22 protein-coding genes are annotated in these 21,983 nt (G+C 66.0%); 5 read left to right on the top strand and 17 right to left on the bottom strand.

Annotation, left to right across the window (positions count from 1 at the left end; genetic code table 11):
- Positions 1-150 precede the first annotated feature (150 nt).
- Positions 151-930, bottom strand: coding sequence for an SDR family oxidoreductase (locus tag KAK09_RS00605; RefSeq protein ID WP_210876895.1), 780 nt, complete (start codon positions 928-930; stop codon positions 151-153).
- 157 nt (positions 931-1,087) lie between these two features.
- Between KAK09_RS00605 and KAK09_RS00600 the strand changes: the two genes are divergently transcribed.
- Complete coding sequence (locus KAK09_RS00600; RefSeq protein ID WP_210876894.1) at positions 1,088-2,098, top strand: Hint domain-containing protein; 1,011 nt, start codon at positions 1,088-1,090, stop codon at positions 2,096-2,098.
- Between the two features lie 11 nt (positions 2,099-2,109).
- Here the strand turns inward: KAK09_RS00600 and KAK09_RS00595 are convergent, their stop codons facing one another.
- The 10 genes from KAK09_RS00595 to KAK09_RS00550 form a co-directional block, all read right to left on the bottom strand.
- Positions 2,110-2,889 carry an enoyl-CoA hydratase-related protein gene (locus KAK09_RS00595; RefSeq protein WP_210876893.1) on the bottom strand — a complete coding sequence of 260 codons (780 nt, stop codon included), beginning with the start codon at positions 2,887-2,889 and terminating at the stop codon, positions 2,110-2,112.
- A gap of 72 nt (positions 2,890-2,961) precedes the next feature.
- Positions 2,962-3,414 (bottom strand): cytochrome c-type biogenesis protein, encoded by a 453-nt coding sequence (locus KAK09_RS00590; protein ID WP_210876892.1) that lies wholly within the window; start codon positions 3,412-3,414, stop codon positions 2,962-2,964.
- Positions 3,411-5,375 carry a heme lyase CcmF/NrfE family subunit gene (locus KAK09_RS00585; RefSeq protein WP_210876891.1) on the bottom strand — a complete coding sequence of 655 codons (1,965 nt, stop codon included), beginning with the start codon at positions 5,373-5,375 and terminating at the stop codon, positions 3,411-3,413. The genes KAK09_RS00590 and KAK09_RS00585 overlap by 4 nt, the downstream gene beginning before the upstream one ends.
- 59 nt (positions 5,376-5,434) lie before the next feature.
- Positions 5,435-6,007, bottom strand: a complete 573-nt coding sequence (locus KAK09_RS00580; protein ID WP_210876890.1) for a holin family protein — start codon at positions 6,005-6,007, stop codon at positions 5,435-5,437.
- Positions 6,001-6,609, bottom strand: a complete 609-nt coding sequence (locus KAK09_RS00575) for a holin-associated N-acetylmuramidase (protein ID WP_210876889.1) — start codon at positions 6,607-6,609, stop codon at positions 6,001-6,003. The genes KAK09_RS00580 and KAK09_RS00575 overlap by 7 nt, the downstream gene beginning before the upstream one ends.
- Positions 6,610-6,758: 149 nt before the next feature.
- Entirely contained in the window at positions 6,759-7,205 is a 447-nt protein-coding gene (ccmE, locus tag KAK09_RS00570; protein WP_210876888.1) for a cytochrome c maturation protein CcmE, read from the bottom strand.
- Positions 7,206-7,223: 18 nt separating this feature from the next.
- Positions 7,224-8,252: an N-acetyl-gamma-glutamyl-phosphate reductase gene (argC, locus tag KAK09_RS00565; protein ID WP_210876887.1), complete on the bottom strand. Its 1,029-nt coding sequence runs from the start codon at positions 8,250-8,252 to the stop codon at positions 7,224-7,226.
- A 30-nt stretch (positions 8,253-8,282) separates the two neighbouring features.
- Complete coding sequence (locus KAK09_RS00560) at positions 8,283-9,095, bottom strand: glutamate racemase (RefSeq protein ID WP_210876886.1); 813 nt, start codon at positions 9,093-9,095, stop codon at positions 8,283-8,285.
- 18 nt (positions 9,096-9,113) lie between these two features.
- Entirely contained in the window at positions 9,114-9,977 is an 864-nt protein-coding gene (locus tag KAK09_RS00555) for a lysophospholipid acyltransferase family protein (RefSeq protein ID WP_210876885.1), read from the bottom strand.
- 80 nt (positions 9,978-10,057) lie between these two features.
- Positions 10,058-13,477, bottom strand: coding sequence for an indolepyruvate ferredoxin oxidoreductase family protein (locus KAK09_RS00550; RefSeq protein ID WP_210876884.1), 3,420 nt, complete (start codon positions 13,475-13,477; stop codon positions 10,058-10,060).
- 168 nt (positions 13,478-13,645) lie between these two features.
- Here KAK09_RS00550 and KAK09_RS00545 point away from each other — a divergent pair, with 168 nt between their 5' ends.
- A complete protein-coding gene (locus KAK09_RS00545) occupies positions 13,646-14,539 on the top strand; it encodes a LysR family transcriptional regulator (protein WP_210876883.1) in 894 nt (297 codons plus the stop codon).
- A gap of 96 nt (positions 14,540-14,635) precedes the next feature.
- Here the strand turns inward: KAK09_RS00545 and KAK09_RS00540 are convergent, their stop codons facing one another.
- The 3 genes from KAK09_RS00540 to KAK09_RS00530 are packed head-to-tail and all read right to left on the bottom strand — an operon-like array spanning position 14,636 to position 17,483.
- Complete coding sequence (locus KAK09_RS00540) at positions 14,636-15,634, bottom strand: YcjF family protein (RefSeq protein ID WP_210876882.1); 999 nt, start codon at positions 15,632-15,634, stop codon at positions 14,636-14,638.
- A complete protein-coding gene (locus KAK09_RS00535) occupies positions 15,631-16,071 on the bottom strand; it encodes a GNAT family N-acetyltransferase (RefSeq protein ID WP_210876881.1) in 441 nt (146 codons plus the stop codon). Before KAK09_RS00535 ends, KAK09_RS00540 begins: the two co-directional genes overlap by 4 nt.
- The gene (locus tag KAK09_RS00530; RefSeq protein WP_210876880.1) at positions 16,068-17,483 is read right to left on the bottom strand and encodes a YcjX family GTP-binding protein; all 1,416 of its coding nucleotides are present in this window, start codon (positions 17,481-17,483) and stop codon (positions 16,068-16,070) included. The genes KAK09_RS00535 and KAK09_RS00530 overlap by 4 nt, the downstream gene beginning before the upstream one ends.
- A 133-nt stretch (positions 17,484-17,616) precedes the next feature.
- Here KAK09_RS00530 and KAK09_RS00525 point away from each other — a divergent pair, with 133 nt between their 5' ends.
- Positions 17,617-18,237 carry a thiamine phosphate synthase gene (locus KAK09_RS00525; protein WP_210876879.1) on the top strand — a complete coding sequence of 207 codons (621 nt, stop codon included), beginning with the start codon at positions 17,617-17,619 and terminating at the stop codon, positions 18,235-18,237.
- Positions 18,238-18,299: 62 nt separating this feature from the next.
- Here KAK09_RS00525 and olsA read toward each other — a convergent pair whose 3' ends face one another.
- From olsA to KAK09_RS00510, 3 genes are all read right to left on the bottom strand, one after another.
- Positions 18,300-19,130: a lyso-ornithine lipid O-acyltransferase gene (gene olsA, locus KAK09_RS00520; RefSeq protein ID WP_210876878.1), complete on the bottom strand. Its 831-nt coding sequence runs from the start codon at positions 19,128-19,130 to the stop codon at positions 18,300-18,302.
- A 2-nt stretch (positions 19,131-19,132) separates the two neighbouring features.
- The gene (gene olsB, locus KAK09_RS00515; protein ID WP_210876877.1) at positions 19,133-19,897 is read right to left on the bottom strand and encodes an L-ornithine N(alpha)-acyltransferase; all 765 of its coding nucleotides are present in this window, start codon (positions 19,895-19,897) and stop codon (positions 19,133-19,135) included.
- Positions 19,898-20,004: 107 nt separating this feature from the next.
- Positions 20,005-20,187: a DUF3553 domain-containing protein gene (locus KAK09_RS00510; protein WP_210876876.1), complete on the bottom strand. Its 183-nt coding sequence runs from the start codon at positions 20,185-20,187 to the stop codon at positions 20,005-20,007.
- A 26-nt stretch (positions 20,188-20,213) separates the two neighbouring features.
- Between KAK09_RS00510 and KAK09_RS00505 the strand changes: the two genes are divergently transcribed.
- The gene (locus KAK09_RS00505; RefSeq protein ID WP_210876875.1) at positions 20,214-20,828 is read left to right on the top strand and encodes a histidine phosphotransferase family protein; all 615 of its coding nucleotides are present in this window, start codon (positions 20,214-20,216) and stop codon (positions 20,826-20,828) included.
- 30 nt (positions 20,829-20,858) lie between these two features.
- A complete protein-coding gene (locus KAK09_RS00500; RefSeq protein WP_210876874.1) occupies positions 20,859-21,980 on the top strand; it encodes an AI-2E family transporter in 1,122 nt (373 codons plus the stop codon).
- Positions 21,981-21,983: the final 3 nt, after the last annotated feature.

Here is a 21,983-nt window from a genome sequence, read left to right as displayed (position 1 = left end):
CGGGCTGCTCACGCGGCAGGAAATGTCGGTTGAGCGGGATATGGCAATGCGCGAGCGTGAAGTCAAGCACCCTTGCGGACCCGCGCCCTTGTGCCCGAAGGATCATCCGTGTCGGGCATTGACGCCGAAGGTCCGGTCCGTCGTCATGCTTCAGAGGGTTGCGTTGACCGCACCTCCGTCCAGCAAGAGGTTCTGCCCGATGATGAAGCCGGCATGCTGACTGCACAGGAACGCACAGGCCGCACCGAATTCCTCTGGCGTGCCGTAGCGGCCTGCGGGAATCGTCGCTGCGCGCTGCGCGCGCGCCTCCTCGGGGGTGATCCCCTCGCGCTCGGCCACGCCTTGGTCAAGCGACACGGCGCGGTCGGTCGCATGGATGCCCGGCAGCAGGTTGTTCATCACCACGCCCTTGCCCGCAACCTGCCGCGCCGTCCCCGCCACATAGCCGGTCAGCCCGGCGCGCGCCGCGTTAGACAGGCCCAGAACGGGAATCGGCGCCTTCACCGATTGCGAGGTTATGTTCACGACCCGCCCCCAGCCACGCGCCATCATTCCTGGCACCAGTGCCGTGATCAGCGCGATCGGGGTCAGCATGTTGGCATCGAGCGCGCGCACGAAATCGTCGCGCCCCCAGTCCGTCCACATCCCCGGTGGCGGGCCGCCGGCATTGTTGACAAGGATATCCACCTCGCCCGCCTGATCAAGCACCGCCGCGCGCCCCTCCTCGGTGGTGATGTCCGCCGCGACCGCGACCACCGCGACCCCGTGCACGGACCGAATCTCTTCTGCCGCCGCCTCAAGCGCCTCAGCCCCGCGCGCGTTCATCACCAGATCAACACCCGCCTCGGCAAGCGCCCTTGCGCATCCAAGTCCAAGCCCCCGCGAAGACGCGCAGACCAGCGCGCGCCGCCCCCTGATACCCAGATCCATCGCGTGTTCCTCCTGCTGTTCACGCGGAGTTAACACCGCTCGGCAAGAAATGGCCAGAGAAGCGATTGTCGGGATTTCTTGCCGGAATTGACCAGAAGGTGCCACATTCCTACCCTACCCTCTCCACACAATCCTCCACGACTCGAGAAAACCGGAAATGACAGCACCGAAGACCCGCCCGGCCCAGTCCATCCTTGTCCATGAAGCAGACGATCTGCGTGTGGTGAACGGGGCGAATCTGGGCGATGCGCTGTCCTTTGCCGATGAGCTCGACCTTGACGACATTTACGAACTCGGACTGCGATCGCGTACGCGGCGACTGGCACTGGTGATGGACGGTGAAGGCCCGTTCACGATCGGCGAGGGGTCCGAGCTTGGCATCCCCGGTGCCCCGGTTCATCTGGATGCCCGTCTCACGCTCATGCCCGCCTCGGGCAACGTGGTCGAGTTGCTGATCTTCGTGGAAACCGATGGCGAAGGCTGCGTTTCGGCCACCTATGCCATGCCGCTTGCGGATCTGAGCCCGCGCCTCGGCTATGCGCTGGTCGGGATCGACCGTGCGGGAGCACGGCAACGCTTCGCGCAGGCGGCCTGTGTCTCGTTCACACGCGGCACACGAATCACAATGGCGACCGGTGCCCAGGTCCCGGTCGAGGACTTGCACCCCGGTGACATGGTGCTGACCCGCGATGACGGCCCGCAGCCTCTGCGCTGGATAGGGCAGAACACGATGCGCGCGGTCGGCGAGTTCGCGCCGGTGCGGATCAGCGCAGGCACCCTCAACAACAGTGACGACCTGCTGGTCAGCCCCGATCACCGGCTTTTCATCTACCAGCGTGACGATACGATCGGCGCCGGCCATCGCGAGGTGCTGGTGCGCGCGCGGCACCTCGTCAACGACGACAGCGTGCGCGTCGAGACGGGTGGCCATGTTGATTATGTGCAACTGCTGTTTGACAGGCACCAGATCATCTATGCCGAGGGAATCGCGGCAGAGACCCTGCTGCTTGATCCGCGCACGCGCCCGGCCTTGCCCGAAGAAGGCCACAGCGGCATTGCAAGCAGGGTCGAGCACGACACGCGAACCCATCTGCAATTCGAGATCAGCCGCGCGCTGCTCGACCACCCCAATGCCGCCGAACTGCTCAAGCGCGCCTCGACCCGTTAGGCCGACAATCCTCAGCGCCCCTCGAAATGCGGCGACCGCTTTTCCAGAAAGGCGACGATTCCCTCCTTGAAATCGCGGGTCTGGCCACAACCGCCTTGCAGCCGCGCCTCGAGATCAAGTTGCGCGTCGAGCGTGTTGGACCAGCTTTCGCGGATTGCCTGCCGCACGCGGGCAAAGGTCTGTGTCGGCCCCTTGGCCAGTTGGCCCGCGCGCGCGCGCCACTGCGCGGCAAAACCGTCATCGCTCACACATTCCCAGATCATGCCCCAGTCACTGGCCTGTCGGGCGCTGATCGGCTCGGCGAAAAGCGCCGCGCCCATGGCCTTGGCCATCCCTATCTGACGCGGCAGAAACCATGTGCCGCCCGCATCCGGGACAAGGCCGATGCGCGTGAATGCTTGCAGGAAATAGGCGCTCTCGGTGGCGATCACCACATCGGCCAGCAGCGCCAGATTGGCCCCTGCGCCCGCCGCCGGCCCGTTCACCGCCGAAATAACCGGCACCGGGCAATCGGTAATGGCGCGCAGCATCGGCACATATTCCTCGCGCAAAACCCGCTCCAGATCGAGGTTGGCCACGTTGCCGCCATCGGTCAGGTCCTGCCCCGAACAGAACGCGCGGCCATTGCCGGTCAGCACCACGGTGCGCGCATTGCGCCCCGCATGGGTCATGGCATCCGTGATCTCGGCGCGCATCTGCGCGTTGAGCGCGTTCATCTTTTCGGGCCGGTTGAGGCACAGGACAGCAATGCCCCCGGAGATGTCGAGCGTGATGGTCTGATAATCCTTCATGCGGGCGGGCCTTTCACTGATCCTGCGCTCTTTAGACCGCAGCGCGCGGCCAAGGCCAAGCGAAACGGCGCGTCAGTCCCGCAGAATGTCGCGCAGCCGCGACTCTTCTTCCTTGCTCAGCCGCGCGGTCTCTGGCTCGGGCGCGATGGCGCGGCGGCGCAGGTAAACCCCACCCATGATCAGCCCCGCCCCGAACATGATCGGCCCCGCAAGCCACAAGAGCAGGTTCGCGCCGGTGGTCTTGGGCTTCAGCAGCACATATTCGCCGTAACGGTCAACGATATAGGACACCGCTTCTTCGTTGCTGTCGCCCGCGACCAGACGCTCGCGCACCAGAAGTCGCAGGTCGCGCGCCAGTTCGGCGTTGGAATCGTCGATGCTCTCGTTGCGGCAGACAAGGCAGCGCAAGCCCGATGATATGTCACGCGCCCGTTCCTCCAGCACCGGATCGTCAAGGATCTCGTCGGGCTGCACCCCAAGCGCGGGCGCAGCCAGAAGGCAAAGCACAAGAAGGAGGCGTTTCATTCCGCGGGCACCCCTTGCGGCAGTTTGCGCGCGCCTGCAGCCACGCGGAACCGCCGATCACTGAGCGACAAGAAGCCACCAAGCGCCATCAGGATCGAGCCACCCCAGATCCAGTTGGCCAGCGGCTTGTAATAGCTGCGCACTGCCCAGCCACCGCCGTCCTGCGGATCGCCCACGGCAATATAGATGTCGCGCAGGAAGCCATTGTTCAGCGCGGCCTCCGTGGTGGGCATCTGCGCCACTGGATAGACGCGCTTCTCGGGATGCATGGTGCCCAGAACCCGACCCTCACGCATCAGCGTGAAATTGGCCATGGTAGAGAGGTAATTCGGCCCCTCCAAATCCTCCACCGTGTCGAGCCGCAGCGTATAGCCCGCGATATCCACGGTGTCGCCCTCATGCATAACGCGGATATCCTCCAACTCCCAGGCCATCATCGCGGCGACGCCCGCGATGGTCACGCCAAAACCGGCGTGGGCCACCGCCTTGCCCCAGTCGGCGCCCGGCAGGCGCGCGAGACGGGCAAGCCGCCCCTGCCCCCGCCCGGTGCGCGACCACAGGTCAATGCCCGCGCCCATCACCAGCCAGGCGGCAAGGAACAGGCCCATCGGCCCAAGCGCCGAGCGCCCGGACTGCACCGCCCAGGCCAGCGCGCCAATGGCCACGGCAAGGATGAAGGCAGGCACAAGCGGGCGCACGATCCGCCCCAGTTTTGCCCGTTTCCACGGCAGCATCGCCCCCACCGGCAAGATCAGGCCAAGCCCGATCATGAAGGGCGTGAAGGCCGCGTTGAAGAACGGCTCTCCCACCGACAGCTTGCGGTCAAAGGCCATTTCCGCCACCAGCGGCCAGATCGTGCCGACAAAGACAACGAAGGCCGACACCGCCAGAAGGATATTGTTGAGCACCAGCACCGATTCGCGGCTGACCATGGAAAACACGCCCTTGGCCTGCATCGCGCCTGCGCGCACCGCGAACAGCGTAAGCGCCCCGATCATGAAGATCGCGAGAATGCCCAGCAGGAACACGCCTCGCTCGGGATCGGTGGCGAAGGCGTGAACGCTTGTCAGAACGCCCGATCGGGTGATGAACGCCCCCACCATCGAGAATCCGAAGGCGATGATTGCCAGCAGGATGGTCCAACTTTTCAGCGCCTCGCGCTTTTCCACCACGATCGCGGAGTGCAACAGCGCCGCCGCTATGAGCCAGGGCATGAACGAGGCGTTTTCCACCGGATCCCAGAACCAGAACCCGCCCCAGCCCAACTCGTAATAGGCCCACCAGGAGCCAAGCGCGATGCCGATGGTCAGAAAAATCCACGCCGTCAGCGTCCAGGGCCGCACCCAGCGACCCCAGGCGGCATCGACGCGCCCCTCGATAAGGGCGGCCACCGCAAAGGAGAACGTCATCGAAAGACCCACATAGCCCAGGTATAGAAACGGTGGATGAAAGGCGAGGCCGGGATCCTGCAACAGCGGATTGAGATCCTGCCCGTTGAAGGGCGGCACCGCCATACGCAAGAACGGGTTGGAGGTCAGCAGGATGAAAAGAAAGAATGCCACGCCGACCATCGCCTGAACCGCCAGCACCCGCGCCTTGAGCGTGGGTGGCAGGTTTGCGCCGAACCACGCCACCGCCGCGCCGAACAGCGCAACGATCAGCACCCATAGCAGCATCGACCCTTCGTGATTGCCCCAGACGCCCGTGACCTTGTAGAGCATCGGCTTGTCGGTATGGCTGTTGAGGACCACCAACCGCACCGAGAAATCCGAGATCACGAAGGCATAGGTCAGCGCGGCAAACGCAGCCGCCGTAAGCAGGAACTGCGCCGTCGCCGCAGGTTCGGCCACCGCCATCCAGCCGGGCCATCGCTTGTGCGCGCCGATCAGCGGAATGGTGGCCTGAAGCACTGCCACAAGACAGGCGAGGATGAGGGCGAAGTGACCGAGTTCTGTAATCATGACCGGGATGATAGCGCAGCGGCGCGGGCGGTCCAATCGCAATCGGCCCGTCGCGCGGATCACATTGTCGCGGTTTGCGCTCGCCATTCGGCCAGCGCCCGGTTCGCCTCCGGCTCTGTCACCGCGAGCACCACCCGCGCATTCGCGCCCGGATCGGCGGCCCCGGGGCTGTCGGCACGCAGCGCGCGCATGGTCGCCACCGTCTCGACCACCTGCGGCGCGCGCGCCAGCGTCGTTGCGAGCGAGCGTTGGAACTCCTGCCCCTTGGCCTGATGGCGAGCGCCGAAATAGAAACTGACGATCGCCCCCAGAAGCCACCACAGCGGCTCTGGCACCAGCGCCAGGCCCGCCATGCGCTCGCCAAACCACAACGGATCGACCATCGCCGCCACCATCAGCCCCAGCGTGCCAAGCGCCATCGCCGGGCGGGGCAGACGGTTCAGCCCGTCGATGATCCGGTCGAACAGCCCGCGCTCCGTGACGTGGAACTCCGCCGCCATCTGGTCGAGTGCTGCGCGTTGCATCTCGGCGCCGCGCGCATCGGCGGCTTCCGCGTTGACGCGGAACACCTCCGCCGTCTCGCGCACGATATTGCTGCCGCCAAACAGTATCCGCAGGACATCGCTTACCATGCCGCCACCCTTGCGTTGAATTCCGCTTCGCTGAGATGAAAGCGTGGCGCGATGAACTCTTCCGCGCGCCGGATCCAGCCACCCTTGGCCCCGCTGCGCGTGCGCGCGAACTTGCGGCTGGCGATACGGGCATCGGCAAGGCGGAGGTAATAATTGCGCCGCGCGATCCCGTAGGCGTCGGCGATGTGATCGGGCGCGGCGTTTGCTGCGGCCTCTGTGGCGGCCACGGTCTGCGGCCCGATCACCCCGTCCACATCGACCGCATGGCCCATCTCGCGCAACAGTCGTTGCAGGATGCGCACCGCATTCGCGCCCGCGTTCACCTGCATGTCGAAGACGCTCGGGCGCAGCGCCTCGGGCAGGCGCGCGATCCCGGTGCGATGGTAATACTGCTCAATGAAGATATCGACGGCGCGCGCGCGGGTGAGCACGCGAACATCAGCAGTGTCGATGATTCCGTTGCCGTCAAGGTCAAGCCCCAGACGGCGCATGGTGTGGATCGTGATCCCGAAATTCGTGGCCCCGCCCGGATCGTCGGGATCGTCCACGAAACCGCCCTCGCGGGCGACGATGTCCTCGGCCAGCTGCCGGACGCTGCGCATCTGCTCCACCTCTTGCCTTGTGCCGTGGCAAGTGTGGCGATGCGATTATTAACGTCGCCTGTGCGGGGCGCGCGGTGCAGGGCGGGGGCGCTGCCCCCGTCGCGCATCCGCGCGACTCCCCCGGGATATTTCAGGCCAGAAGAAACCGCTCAGCTGTCCTTGGGGTCCTGATAGACGCCCTGTTCCTTGAGCGCGTCGATGACCTCGCGGGGCATGTAGGTCTCGTCATGCTTGGCAAGGATTTCGGTGGCGACGAACACCCCGTCGCGGTAGCTGCCGGTGCCGACCATCCCCTCGTTCTCGGAGAAGAGATCAGGCAGGATGCCGCGATACACGACCGGCACCGAAGCCCCGCCATCGGTCACCATGAAGCGCACCTCCTCGCCCTGCCCGCGCACAATGCTGCCCGTCTCGACCAGCCCGCCGATACGGAACACCTCGGTGGGTGCGGGCGGCTCTGCCATGATCTGCGAGGGCGAGCGGAAGAAGTTGATCCCGTCGCGCATTCCGTAGCCGATCAGCGCGGTCGCCGAGATGAGCGCAATGGCGGCGATGGCGATGATCTGAACGCGGCGTTTTTTCTTGAGAGTTTTCATTGGTCTGCCTCGCAAAGCTCAGGGAAAGACGGGTGCGAGCATCAGCCCCGTCACCTCTGGTTCAGATAACATCAGATTGGCGTTTTGCAACGCCTGCCCGCTGCTGCCTTTTGTCAGGTTGTCGAGGGCTGCGATAACGATGGCGCGGCCCTCGCGCCGGTCGGCCACCACGCCGATATGACAAAAATTGCTGCCGCGAATGTGGCGCGTGCTCGGGGTCTCGCCCATGGGCAAGGTGATCAGGAACGGCTCATCGGCATAGGCCGCAACAAGCGTGTCGTGGATCCGGCCCGCGTCCCCCCGCACATAGGCGGTGGCAAGGATGCCGCGATTGGCCGGAAGCAGATGGGGGGTGAACTGGATTTCCACCTTGCGACCCGCCACACGCGACAGTTCCTGATCGAACTCGCCCAGATGGCGATGCGTGCCGCCCACCGAATAGGCGTGATAGCCCTCGGACAATTCCGCATGGAGCAGGTTTTCCTTCAGGCTGCGCCCGGCGCCCGACACGCCGCATTTCAGGTCAAGGATGATCTCGTCAAGTTCGATCACCCCCGCCGCAATCAGCGGCCGCAGGATATATTGGCCGGTCGCCGCGTTGCAGCCCGTCCCCGCCACCAGTCGCGCCCCCGCGATCTCGGCGCGGTAGAACTCGGTCAACCCATAGACCGCCTCTTTCTGCAACTCGGGCGCGGCATGGGGGTTGCCATACCATTTCTGGTAATCGCCCGGATCGCGCAGGCGGAAATCGGCGGACAGGTCCACGATGCGCAGATCGCGCGGCAGGCGCGCGATCACCTCCTGGCTGGTCTTGTGCGGCAGGGCGCAGAAACACAGATCAATGCCCGAGAAATCAATATCTTCGATCGTCACCAGATCGGGCAGGTCGAGATGGCGCAGATGCGGGAACACCTGCCCCATGGATTGACCTGCCTTGGAATTGGCGGCCAGCGCCACGATGTCCAGCGATGGATGGGTGGCAATGAGGCGGGCAAGCTCGGCTCCGGTATAGCCGGAGGCCCCGAGAATGGCGATTTTATGGGTCATGCTATCCTCATGGCGGAGGGTCAGTCGGGATCAGGCAGAGCGGAACGTGATCTCTCGTCGGAGAAACTGCGTCGCGCGGGAGGAGACGCGCTTGGGATCGCCGGTAGTGAGAAACATCGCCTCGCCGCCCGTCCCCACCTTCTCAGGGCGGCGCCTGAGGTAATCGGCAAGGCTCGCCGCCACCAGCGACGGTTGCGAATAGACCGTCACATCGGGCCCGAGCGCGTCACGGAACACCTCTTCCACCAGCGGATAATGCGTGCAGCCCAGCACCGCCGCCTGCGGATGCGGCATCTTGCGCTTGAGCGCATCGACATGAGAGCGCACCAGCGCCTCGGCCAGGATCATGTCGCCCTCCTCGATGGCATCGACCACGCCGCCGCAGGCCTGCGCCTCGACATCCACGCCGATGGCGCGGAACGCCAGTTCGCGCTGGAACGCGCGGCTTGCCACGGTGGCAGGGGTGGCAAAGAGTGCCACGTTCTTGACCTCAACCTCGCGCGGGGGGGAATTGTCGCCCCATTGCCGCTCGGTCAGCGCCTCGATCAACGGCACGAACACGCCCAGAACACGCTTGTCGGCGGGCACCCACCGTTCCTGCATCCGGCGCAGCGCGGCGGCGCTCGCGGTGTTGCAGGCAAGAATCACCAGATCGCAGCCCGCCTCGAACAGCCGCGCCACCGAGGCCGTGGTCAGGGCGTAGATGTCATCGGCATCGCGCACGCCATAAGGCGTATGCGCATTGTCGCCCAGATAGACGAACGGCACCTCGGGCAGGCGCTTGTGCACCGCGTCCCAGACCGTCAGGCCGCCCAGCCCGCTATCGAAAATCCCTACCGCCATGAGGCCACCCGCGAGAAATCAGTCGAACTCGAACCCGATCTCGGAGGCCGCGACCGGATTTGGCGACAATTCATAGGTCTTTTGGCGCAGGAACGCCATGAGCGATTTGGTATCGCCCGCATAGGGCGCAAGGACGGCGCGCGGGATCGGCGCACCGATGACGACGCCAACGGGCGTATCCACCCGCTTGCGGAATTCCTTGATCAAAAGCCCCATGCGCAGCGTCATATGCAAGTGGCTGGCAAGCTGAAACAGGCGGCTCGTGTGCCCGTCGAAATAGACAGGCACCACCGTGGCATCGGACTTGGCGATCATGCGCGCGGTAAAGCCGCGCCAGCCGGGATCGAGCGGGCGCGAGAACGGTCGCGCCGCCGTGCTGACCGTGCCGCCGGGAAAGATGCCGATGGCCCCGCCCTGCCCGAGATACGACAGCGCCACCTTGCGCGTTTCCAGATTGAGCGCGACGGCCTCCTTGGTCTCGTCGAAACTGATCGGCAGGACGATGCGTTCGAGATCGGGCGCCTTGCGGAATATCTGATGGGCGAGAATGCGGAAATCACCCCGCGCGCGGCTCAGGATCAATCCCATCATCAGCCCGTCCAGAATGCCGTAGGGGTGATTGGCAATCAGCACCAGAGGCCCCTCGCGCGGGATGAGGTCAAGACTGCCGCCCAGCACCTCCAGGCCGATGCCGTAACGCTCCGAGATCACCTCCCAGAAATCACGGCCCCGCGCCACCTCGTGCTCATAGCCCGCCGCGCGCTTGATCAGGCCGATCCGTCCAGTGAGGTTCTCCATGGTGCGAATCAAGGCCCGCCCGCCCCTGGTCTGGGCAGACCAGGAATAGCTGATGTCGCGAGCGATCTGGCGTTCGGGGCGCATAGGCCGTCCCTGGATTGAGTCTCTGACCCCTCAGATCTATGCGACAGGCGCGACCAGATCACATGACATTTTGATGACGGTCATTCTGCCGCACGCGCAATCTCCGGTCCGCCTGCGCGGATCACGGCCAGCAACTCCTCGCGCCGTTTCGCGGCCTTTTGCTCATTGGCCTGTTTCACCGGACCGAAACCCTTGATCTGCATGGGCAGTTCCGCCAGCGCAATCACCGCGTCGCGGGTGCGCGCATCGAGTTTGGGCAGCACTTCGGCCATGTCGGCCTCGTATTGCTTGATCAATGCGCGCTCCATCCGGCGCTCGGGATTGCGAGCGAACGGATCGAGCGGCGTGTCGCGCAAGGCTTTCAGCCGCGCCAGAAGGCGGAAACCGCGCACCATGCCGGGGCCGTATTCGCGCTTTTGCGGGCGACCATCGGGGCCGGTTTTCGACAGAACCGGCGGGGCGAGGTGGAATTTCATCTTGAAATCGCCCCCGAACTCGGCGCGCGCCTTCGCTTCCGTCGCCAGATGCAGACGCGCCACCTCGTATTCGTCCTTGTAGGCAAGCAGCTTGTGATAGCCCTTGGCTACCGCCTCCTTCACGTCCCCATCGGCCACGCTGTCCACCAGCTTGCGATAGCGCCGCGCCAGCCGCTTGCCCTGATAGGCGACAAGGTGATCGGCACGGAAGGCGATCCGTTCCTCCAGCGTCCTCGGTTTCTCCACCAGTCTGGGCGTCGCCAGGCGCGCCGCCGCCTCCGGGTCATGCGCCGCCCATCGGCCCACCTCGAAGGCGCGCAGATTGGCCTCCACCGCCGCGCCGTTGAGGCGGATCGCCTCTACGATTGCCTCTTGGCTGAGCGGCACAAGTCCCCGCTGCCAGGCCGCGCCGAACACCATCATGTTGGAATAGATCGAATCACCCATGGCGACGCGCGCCAGTTCCGAGGCATCGAGAAGCTGCACATCCTCGCGCAGCCGCGCCTGAAGCGCCAGCGCCAGCCGCTCGGCAGGCAGGCGGAACTCGGTGTCGCGGGTAAATTCGCCGGTGATGATCTCGTGGCTGTTGACCACCGCGCCCGTGCGCCCCGCCCGCGTGAGGCCAAGCGTCTTGGCCCCCGCGCTCACCACCAGATCGCCGCCGATCAGCGCGTCCGCCTCTCCGGTGGCCACGCGGATGGCGCTGATATCCTCGGGGCGATTGGCCAGGCGGCAATGAATATGCACCGCGCCGCCCTTCTGCGCGAGGCCCGCCATTTCCATCATGCCTGCGCCCTTGCCGTCGATCTGCGCCGCCTGTGCAAGGATCGCGCCGATGGTGACAACGCCGGTGCCGCCCACCCCGGTGATGACCACGTTATGCGTGCCCCGGATCTCGGGCAGGTTTGGCAGGGGCAGGTCCGGCAGCGCCAGATCGGCGCTTGCTTCCTTGCGGATCTTCGCCCCTTCCAGCGTCACGAAAGAGGGGCAGAACCCCTTGAGGCACGAAAAGTCCTTGTTGCAGCTCGATTGGTCGATCGCGCGCTTGCGACCAAGCTCCGTCTCAACCGGCACGATCGAGACGCAATTCGACTGCACCCCGCAATCGCCGCAGCCCTCGCACACGTCCGTGTTGATGAATACGCGGCGGTCGGGGTCAGGGAACTTGCCCCGCTTACGGCGGCGGCGCTTCTCGGCGGCGCAGGTCTGGACATAGAGGATGACGCTCACGCCCTCGATTTCGGTGCAGCGGTCCTGTACACGCGGCAGATCGGCGCGCAGGTGAAATTCGAGGCCCGAGGGAAAGCCCTCGCGCGCCACCTGCTCCTTTTCATCCTGTACCACGAAAATGGTCTTCACCCCCATGGCGCGCAATTCCTGCGCGATGCGCTGCGGGCTCAGGCCACCCTCGTTGGGCTGCCCGCCGGTCATGGCGACGGCATCGTTATAGAGGATCTTGTAGGTGATCGTCGTGTTCGCCGCGAGGGCGGCACGAATCGCAAGGATACCCGAGTGGTTGTAGGTTCCGTCGCCGAGGTTCTGGAACACATGCTTGCGTTTGGAAAACGGTGCCTCGCCGATCCAGTTGGCGCCCTCGCCACCCATGTGGGTGTAACCGCTGGTACCTCGATCCATCCACAGCGCCATGATATGACAGCCGATGCCCGCGTAGGCGCGGCTGCCCTCGGGCAGTTTGGTGGAGGTGTTGTGCGGACAGCCCGAGCAGAAATAGGGCAGACGGCTGGCGATTTCCTCGGCATTGTCGCCCTTCTTGGCCTCCGCGATCTCGGCCATCCCGGCCTTGATCCGGTCGGTGCCGCGCCCCTCCTCGATCAGGATTTCCCCCAGCTTTTCCGCGATCCACACCGGATCGAGCGCAAAGCGCGTCGGAAAAAGCTCCTCGCGGTGCATCCCGCCGGCCCCGCCTTTATACCAGCCATAGACGCGCCTGCCCCGCCGGTCGTCGAAAATCGCCTCCTTGATCTGCACCTCGATGAGCTTGCGCTTTTCTTCCACCACCACAATCAGGTCGAGTCCCTCGGCCCAGTCGTGAAACCCCTTCATGTCCATGGGGAAGGTCTGGCCCACCTTGTAGGTGGTGATCCCCAGCCGCGCACATTCCGCCTCGTCGATGCCCAGAAGCGACATCGCATGGACGAGGTCCAGCCAGTTCTTGCCCGCCGCCACGAACCCTATCTTCGCCCCCGCCTTGCCGTGCATCCGCCGGTCCATCCGGTTGGCGTGGGAAAACGCCTCTGCGGCAAAACGCTTGTGGTCGATCATCCGCGCCTCTTGCGCGATCCAGTGATCGTTGAGCCGGATATTGAGGCCCCCCTCGGGCATGTCGATCTGTGGCATGACAAACTGCATCCGGTCCGGGCGGCCATCGACAACGCTTGTCACCTCCACCGTGTCCTTCATCGTCTTGAGACCGGCCCAGACCCCCGCGAACCGGCTGAGCGCAAAACCATAGAGCCCGAAATCAAGGATCTCCTGCACACCCGCAGGCGACAGCACCGGCATATAGGCATCGACCAACGCCCAGTCGGATTGGTGGCACACGGTCGAGGATTCGCCAGTGTGGTCATCCCCCATGGCCATCAGAACCCCGCCATGGGGCGAGGTGCCCGCCATGTTGGCATGGCGCATCACATCGCCCGAGCGGTCCACCCCCGGCCCCTTGCCATACCAAAGACCAAAGACGCCGTCATGCGTGCCCTCGCCGCGCAACTCCGCCTGCTGCGTGCCCCAGAGCGCTGTGGCGGCCAGATCCTCGTTCAGCCCCTCCTGAAACCGGATGTCGGACGCTGTGAGCACCTTTTCGGCGCGGCGCATCTGCAAATCCACCGCCCCCAGAGGCGAGCCGCGATAGCCGGTGACATAGCCTGCGGTATTGAGCCCCGCGGCACAGTCGCGCGCCTTCTGCATCAGCATCAGCCGCACCAGCGCCTGCGTGCCGTTAAGCAGCACCGGCGATTTCTCCAGATCAAACCGATCGTTCAGCGAAACCTTCTGCGTTCCCATGTCGTGCCTCCCTGTTCTGAGACCCACGCCTCAATATAGGACGATAATAGGTCATAATTTGTGACCTACAAAGCGCATTTTCATAAAAACATCGTGCTCTTGCTATCGCTTTGGGTGTCTTTCCTGCTATTGCGTCCCCGGTGGCGACGCTTTTCAGGTATTAGGCTCATGGACTGGGACAAGCTCAGAATCTTTCACGCGGTCGCGGATGCAGGTAGTCTTACCCATGCCGGTGATGCGCTGCACCTCTCGCAATCGGCGGTCTCGCGCCAGATTCGCGCGCTCGAGGAATCGCTCAACACCACGCTGTTTCATCGCCATGCGCGGGGGCTGATTCTCACCGAACAGGGCGAATTGCTGTTTGACGCCACCCGCGCCATGGTCAAACGCCTCGACGCCGCCACCGCGCGTATCCGAGACAGCGAAGAAGAAGTGTTCGGCGAATTGCGCGTGACCACCACCACCGGATTCGGCACGCTGTGGCTGGTGCCGCGCCTGCCAAAACTCTACGCGAAATATCCCGATCTCAAGATAGACCTGATGCTTGAGGAACGCGTGCTTGATCTGCCCATGCGCGAGGCGGATGTGGCCATCCGCATGAAGGAGCCGTCGCAGGCCGACCTCATCCGCAAACGGTTGATGAGCGTGCACATGTGCCTCTTCGCGAGCCAGACCTATATCGAGAAATACGGCGCGCCAGAAACTGCCGAGGCGCTCTCGGCGCATCGCCTGATCTGCCAGAACCCACGCTCGGCCCAGGTCGGCGCGGGGGCCATGCTTGTAAGCGAGTTGATGACCAACGACATTTCCTCGCTGCTGACCGTCAACAACTATTTTGGTGTGCTTCAGGGCGCTCTGCACGATCTCGGCATCGGTGTGCTGCCCAATTATCTCAGCAACGATTTCCCGCAGCTTGTGCGCGTGCTGCCCGATGTCGCCTCGACCGAGGTGCCGGTATTTCTCGCCTATCCCGAGGAATTGCGCCAATCCAAGCGCGTTTCGGTTTTCCGCGACTTCGTGCAGGAAGAAATCGTGGCCTATCGCCGGACCTCGCGGCACTGACCCACCACCACAGGGTGGTTCATGCCCGCCATGCCTCGGCGCGTGCTGCGCACGGTCAGGCCTGGGACAGGTATCTCCAGTTCAACGCGACACGCGCTAGCCTTGCCCGCCCTCGCCGCGCGTGAAAAGCCCGGTGAGAGCACGCCGCACCACCCCTGTGACCGAAGGTGTCCGGGTGGCAATGCGTGGCATGGGGCGGCACAACTCGATCGCCGCAAGCCCCACCCGGGCCGTCAGGGCGCCGTTCACCACCCCCTCGCCAAAGCGGCGCGACAGCTTGGACACAAGCCCGCCCCCCGCCACGCTGCCAATGAGGTCATCCCCCACGGCCACAGCACCCGTGGCCACCAGATGAGCCATCACCGCCCGCGCCAGCCGCCAGTTGCCAAGCGTGCCGGTGCGCCCGCCATAGATCGTGGCCACCGCCCGGATCATCCGCAGATTGACCACAAGTGCGCCCACTACATCGGCAAGCGCAAGCGGCACCAATGCCGTGATCGCGGCCACCTGCCGCGCCGCGCCCTCCACCTCGCGCAGCGCGACGGCATCAAGCGGGGCAAGCAATTCGGCCTCTGCCAGCGCCAGAGCCGCATCGGCGTCAAAGACATCGCCCGTCCGCTCGTCCAGCCGCGCCAGCCCCCAGGCCGCTTCCGCACGCCCCTTGTAGAGCGCGCGCAGCCGCGCCAGCACCGCGCGCGCCGCCCCCAGATCGCCCGCCTCGCGCGCCGCCTCGGCCTGCGTGCGCAGCGCGTCAAGCCGCCCAAGGCGCGCAAACCCCGCCACCTCGCGCAAGCCGATGAGCAGCGCCACCACCAACAGCGCCGCGCCGATCAGCGCAACCGCCCAGCCCAGCACAGGCGCACGCGCCAGAAGGTCCGCCACAAAATCCCAGGCCGCCACCGAGACCGCCGCACCCAGAAGCGCCAGCGCCAGGCCCCAGAAGGCACGCCCCAGCATCGACGGTCGCCGCGCCATGCCCGCCATCGCCGCACGCATGGCCTGGCCCTCGGGCGCGGCCTCGGGCACCGGCGGCGCGCGGTCAGGCGCCGCCGCGGGCGCCTCGTCAAGATCGATCAGCACCGGGCCCCGGGTCATGCCGCCTTCCTTTCACGCCAGATCATCAGGATATCCGGCAGCCCCTCGTCATTACCGCCACCTTTTGCATAGGTGGCTTCGACGAAACCCTGCGCGATGTAGAACCCGCGCGCGGGTGCATTCGCCACCAGCACCCAGAGATCGAGCGCCTCCGCCGCCTTGGCCTCGGCCAGAAGGGCGCGGCCTACCCCCTGCCCGCGCGTGCGCGGCGCGACATAGAGCGCGTGAATGCGACTGCCGTCGCGCACCAGAAACCCCGCCACCCGGCCCCGTACATGCGCCACCCGCACCCAGCCACGCCGCACCACGGTCGCAAGCACCCAAAGGTCCGCGCCCCGGCTTCGCGCGCGCGGCAGCCACGGCGTCTCGCGCGTGAACGCCCAGAGGATCGCCGCCAACCGAGGCACCTGCCAGATATGCGCGCGCGCAAGCCTCACAGCCGGTCACCGATCAGAAACTCCGCCGCGCGATCAAGCCGGATATGCGGCGGCCCTTCGCCGGGGCGCAGGCTGAGTCGCGCGGGCGCAAACCGCATCGCGCCAAAGCCCTCGCCCAGCCACGCCTCGGCCCCAGACCGCGCGGGCGACAGTAGCACGGCAGGATCCTCGGGCAACTCGCCGGGGTGAAACGCCGCCTGTCGCCCGGTTTCCAGAAGCTGCCCGCGCACCATGTTGAACACCTTGCCGCCATGGGCGCGTTCCTCCTCTACCGTGGCGCGCAGCGCGGCGATGGCCATGGCACGGGTCTCTGCCCCGGCAAAGGCCGCCCGGTCGCGCGCCTCGCGCAAGAGCGCCTCCATGATCGCGGCAAGCCGCGCGTGCTGCACATGGTGCAGGTGATCGGCCTTGGTGGCGGCAAACAGCAGGCGCTCCACCCTCCGGCCGCGCAACAACTGCGTCAGCAACGCGTTGCGCCCCGGTCGGAACGCCCCAAGGATCGCGGCCATGGCACGGCGCGTCTCGTCCAGCGCCTGCGGTCCCTTGTGGATCGCTTCAAGCGCATCCACCAGCACGACCTGCCGGTCAATCTGCGCAAAATGGGCGCGAAAGAACGGGCGCACCACCTCGCGCTTGTAGCCATCGAACCGGCGCGTCATTTCGGCGGCAAGGCTCTTGCGCCCCGCCCCCGGCGCCTCGGGCAGCGGCGCGAATGTCACCACCGGCGCACCCGCCAGATCCCCCGGCAAAAGAAATCGCCCCGGCGTGCAATCGGCCAGCCCCGCCGTTCGTGCGGCCCCCAGCCAGGCGGTATAGGCCCGCGCCAGCCGTTGTGCCTCGGCCTCGTCATGGGGGGCAGCGGGATCAGTGGCGGCCAGCGCCGCGCGCCATTCGGCGGCCTCCGCCCGCCCTCTGGCGCGGGCAAGTGCCGCGCGTGACCACTGCGCATAGCTTAGGTCCAGCAGCGCCAGATCAAGCAGCCATTCGCCCGGATAATCGACGATATCGAGATGCACCGTGCGCGGCCCCGCCAGCCCTGAAAGCATCCCCGAGGGCCGCACCCGAAGCGAAATCCGCAATTCCGACACCGCCCGCGTGCTTTCGGGCCAATGCGGTTCGGGTCCGGTCAGCGCCGCCAGATGCGTCTCGAACTCGAAGCGCGGCAAGGTCACGTCGGGCTGCGGTTGCAGATAGGCGGCAAGGATGCGCCCCTCACCCGCCGCGCGCAGCCCCCCCATCCGCGCGCGGTCGAGCAGGTTGGCCACCAGCGCGGTGATGAACACGGTCTTGCCCGCCCGCGCAAGACCGGTGACGCCCAGCCGGATCACCGGCTCGAACAAGGCACCCGAAACCCGGTCGCCCAGATCCTCGATGCCCCGTGTCAGCCCCTCGGCCAATCCCGCAATCGCCACGTCCCGCCCCTTTTTCGGTTGCTCCCAAGATAGAGAGCGGTACCGCACCTTGCCAGAGGCCATTTCCCGCGATGAGTGGTCAAGCCCCATTTTCCCCGCTAAGAGAACGGCGACATTCCAAGGAGTTCGCGCCATGGCCGAGACGGAACAGCCGCAGATCTACCTCATCACCCCGCCCGCTTTCGAGGCAGAGGTCTTTGCAGAGCGCCTTGCCGCCGTGCTCGACGCGCATGAGGTGGCTTGCGTGCGCCTCGCGCTGGCCGGCACGGACGAGGACGCCGTGGCGCGCGCGGCGGATGCCTGCCGTGAGGTGACGCACGCACGCGACGTGGCGCTGGTGATCGAGCGTCACGTCGGGATGGTGGAACGGCTCGGTCTGGACGGGGTCCACCTGAGCGACGGCGCGCGCTCGGTGCGCGCCGCGCGCAAGGCGCTTGGCCCCGATGCCATTGTCGGCGCGTTCTGTGGCACGTCACGCCATGACGGGATGAGCGCCGGAGAGGCAGGGGCGGATTACATCGCCTTCGGACCGGCAGGCGCCACGGGGCTTGGCAGCGGCGAGCGCGCGGAGCGCGAACTGTTCGAATGGTGGTCCGAGATGATCGAGCTTCCGGTCGTCGCCGAGGGGACGCTCGATGCCGCCACCGTGGCCAGCCTCTCCCCCGTCACGGATTTCCTTGCCTTCGGCGAGGAAATCTGGCGCGAGCCTGATGCCGGCGCGGCGCTCGGGCGGCTTCTAGCGGCAATCGCATAACTCAGAAGATCCCGAGCCATTGCGCCGCAAGATCAGCGCGGGGGAGGGCGTTGCCGCCAGGATCACACCACCCCTGACGCAGGCTGCGCGCCCATCCCTGCCCGCACCGCGCGCTCGCAGGCCAGGGCCAGGGCCTTGCGGTCGGGGAAATCGGATACGGCAAGAGGTGCGTGGCAGACGACCCTTACCCGTCCCTGCCGCCGGGCACCCAGCACCTGGCTCAGATGCGCGCCAAGCTCCATGTCGCCCCACCAGCCGTAGAACCGTGCGTCCTGGCCCTCGGGTGCCTCATAGAGCAGTGTTACCGGCTGCACACGCACCCCCCCCTCACCCAGCCCGTGCAGCGCCTGAAACAGCGTTGTCTTGAATGGCAGAACGCGCAGGCCGTCGGTGCTGCTGCCCTCGGGAAAGAACAGCAGCCGATGCCCCACCCCGAGCCGCCCCGCCAGCATCGCGGTCTGCGCGCGTGCCTCGCGCGGGTCGCGCCGGATAAAGACCGTGCCGACGAGACGCGCCAGCAACCCGATCCCAGGCCAGCCCGCCACCTCTGCCTTGGCCACGAAATACACCCGTTTGCGCGCATTGAGCGCGAAGATGTCAAGCCAGGAGACATGATTGGCGACCACCGCGCCGGGACCATCGAGGGGCGTGCCCTCCAGATCATACGCGATGCCGAGTATCGCGAATACGCGACCGCAGGCCCAGACGGTTATGGGCTGGGTCCAGGGCCGCGCCAACCCGTGCAGGCGCCGCTCGACCGGTCGCACGAAAAGCGTCGCGAACACACCCGCACCGATCACCGCCACGATGCGCCCGCCGCGCCAGAGCACGCGCACCCAATGGCCTGGCGCCCGCGTCACGACCGGCGGCGGCGCGTCCGAGTGCCAGGTCATGCTCACCGCGTGCCCTCGCCCGAATAAATCGCCTTGTGCCGGTCGCTGAGGCGCTCTGTATCCATGATCAGGCACACGTCGATGGTGTTGAAGGCGTGATCGACAAAGGCCCCCTCGCCCACATATCCGCCAAGACGCAGATACGCCTTGATGAGCGCGGGCACGGCACGCATGGCCGCCACGCGGTCGATTTCCGCCTCGGGAATCAGGTCCATCGGCTGAAAATGCGCCTCGCGCGCGCGCACCCGCAGCTCTGGCGGCGCAAGGTGGCGGTGATGCAGAAGCGACAGCGGTTGCGCCAGCGCCTGCGCGTCCGTGCCGTGAAAGCTGGCCACGCCGAAAAGCACCTCGATGCCATGCGCCTCGACATAACGCGCAAGCCCTTGCCAGAGATGGTAAAGCCCCGGACCGCCGCGATAGTCCCGCGCCACACAAGAGCGCCCCAGTTCCAGCAACGGTCGCCCGCTCGCCTTGAGCGGCGCAAGGTCGTATTCATCCTCGGAATAGAACTGCCCTGCACGCGCCGCCGCCTCTTGCCGCAAGAGGCGATAGACCCCCACCACCCTGCCGCCCCGCGTCTCGTCGCGCAGAAGCAGGTGTTCGAAGAACGGATCGAAGCGGTCGCGTTCCAGCCGGGCCTCATGATCGACCAGCGGACCGTCGCCGCCGAGTTCCTCGACGAACACCTCGTAACGCAGGTGCTGCGCGGCGCGGATATCCGCCTCGGTGCGGGCAAGGTCTACATGGAATCTGGGCGCTGCGGTCATCGGCCTCGTCTTTCTGCGATCCTGCGGCTTTTACGCAGGACCGGGGGGGCATGCAACGCGGCGTTGGCGCATGGCACCGGCGCGTGTTAACCTCTCGCTAACCAGTTTCAGCCATCAAGGACAGGCACAAGGTCCACATGGCTGCCGTGAATGACCACCTTGCCCTCCTCGCGAAAGTTTACCGTGATGCGTCCGGCCACGTTCGATTGCACCTGCCCCACGCCCCAATCGGGGCGTGCGGGGTTGGTAACCAGCATCCCCGGCTCCAGCAGCGCGTTCATCTCGCTCACATCTTTTCCCCGCACCCGGTCCCGTCATGCCCGAAGATAGTCACGCTCTCGCGCCCCTCCTAGGCTCGCGCATCTGTCATGATCTCGCAAGCCCTCTTGGTGCGCTCATGGCCGGGCTTGACCTGATGGACCTGGCCGGCAAGCCGACACCGGAAATGACGCTCATGCGCGAGAGTGTCGAGGGGGCATGCGCCATGCTCGAGTTCATGCGGCTTGCCTTCGGGCACGCGGGCGCGGGAGAGACGTGCGACGGCGCGCGCCTGCACGCCCTGCTTGGCGCCCATATCGCCACGCGCCCGCGTCTCGCGCTCGACTGGGCGGTTGAGGGCGCTCTGACCCGCGTTGCGGCGCAACAGCTTGCGCTCGCGCTGCTCTGCGCGCTCCACGCCCTGCCGCGCGGCGGCACGCTGCGGGTGGCGCGAGAGGGACCGCTGCTCAGGCTTGCCGCGACGGGCCAGATCGCCACCGATCCCGCGCTCTGGGACGGGCTCGCGGGCCGCGCGCCACCGCCGGCGCCAGACCCGCGCCGGATCGAGTTTGCGCTGCTGTCCCGCGCGCTTGCCGGGCACGACTGCCCGATCTCTGTCACACTCGGACCAGACATGCTCTTGCTCACTTTGCCACAGGGCAAGGACGATTGATCTTTGACGAGATTCCCCGATAGTTAGGACATGACCCGTCCCGAACGCCCCCCGCACGCTCCCGTGCCCACGCCGGACCCCGCGCCCGATTTCCGGCGCATCCGCACCGCCGCGCAGGTGATCATCGCCTTCGCCGTGGTGCTTTTCCTGCTGGTTCAGGCGCGATTCATGCTGATTTCGCTGGCTACGGCGATCATCCTGTTCAGCCTGACGGCGGATGCGATCAATTCCATCGCGCGCGTGCGGATCGGCCCGGCGGGAATTCCCAACTGGCTGGCCAGCATCGTTGCGCTCGCGCTGATCTCGACGGTGCTGCTCAGCCTGTCGGCGGTGATTCTGTCACAGGCCAACACGGTGCTTTCGACCACGCTCGCCTATACCGACCGCGCGCCCGAGGCGATCGCCGCCACCGTCGCCTGGCTCGGCCCCGATGCCGAGACGGCGGTGCGCAACGCGGTCGCCACTTTCGATGTGGCGGGGTGGCTGCGCACGCTGGCGGGACAGGCGGGCAGCCTGATGCAGGGCGCCGTTCTGGTGATTCTCTTCGTGGGCTTTCTCTTTGCCGAGCGGGTCTGGTTCGACACCAAACTCGAAAGCCTTCTTGGCGACGCCACGCAAGCCGCCAAGGCGGGACGCATCATCTCCTCGATCATCCACCGGGTGAACTATTACCTGCTGGTCAAGACAGCGGTCAGCGCGATCACCGGCCTCATGGTCTATGGCGTGGCGCGCGCCTTCGGGCTCGATCTGGCGGGGCCTCTGGGGATTCTCACCTTTGTGCTCAACTACATTCCCGCCATAGGCTCGATCATCGCGACGGTGCTGGTGGCGCTGGTGGCCTTCGTGCAACTGGCCGACGGGCCGCTGACACTGGCCATATTCGCCATCACCGGCGCGATCCAGTTTCTCAACGGCAACATCATCGACCCGATGCTGATGGGGCGCGCACTGCGCGTGTCCTCCTTCGGCATCATGATCAGCCTTGCCTTCTGGGGCGCGGTCTGGGGCATACCGGGAATGTTTCTTGCGGTGCCGATCATGGTGGGGATCATGATCGTATGCAGCCATGTGCCGGGACTCCGCTCGGTCGCGGTGCTGCTCTCGCGCGAGGGCCTGCCGGAGAGCGAATCGGATCTTGACCGTCGACGCTGACGG

The organism is Roseovarius autotrophicus (genome assembly GCF_018069895.1).
In the GTDB taxonomy this organism is placed as follows: domain Bacteria; phylum Pseudomonadota; class Alphaproteobacteria; order Rhodobacterales; family Rhodobacteraceae; genus Roseovarius; species Roseovarius autotrophicus.
The sequence above is the reverse complement of the archived record's forward strand: the minus strand, read 5'-3'. Positions and strand labels throughout refer to the sequence as shown.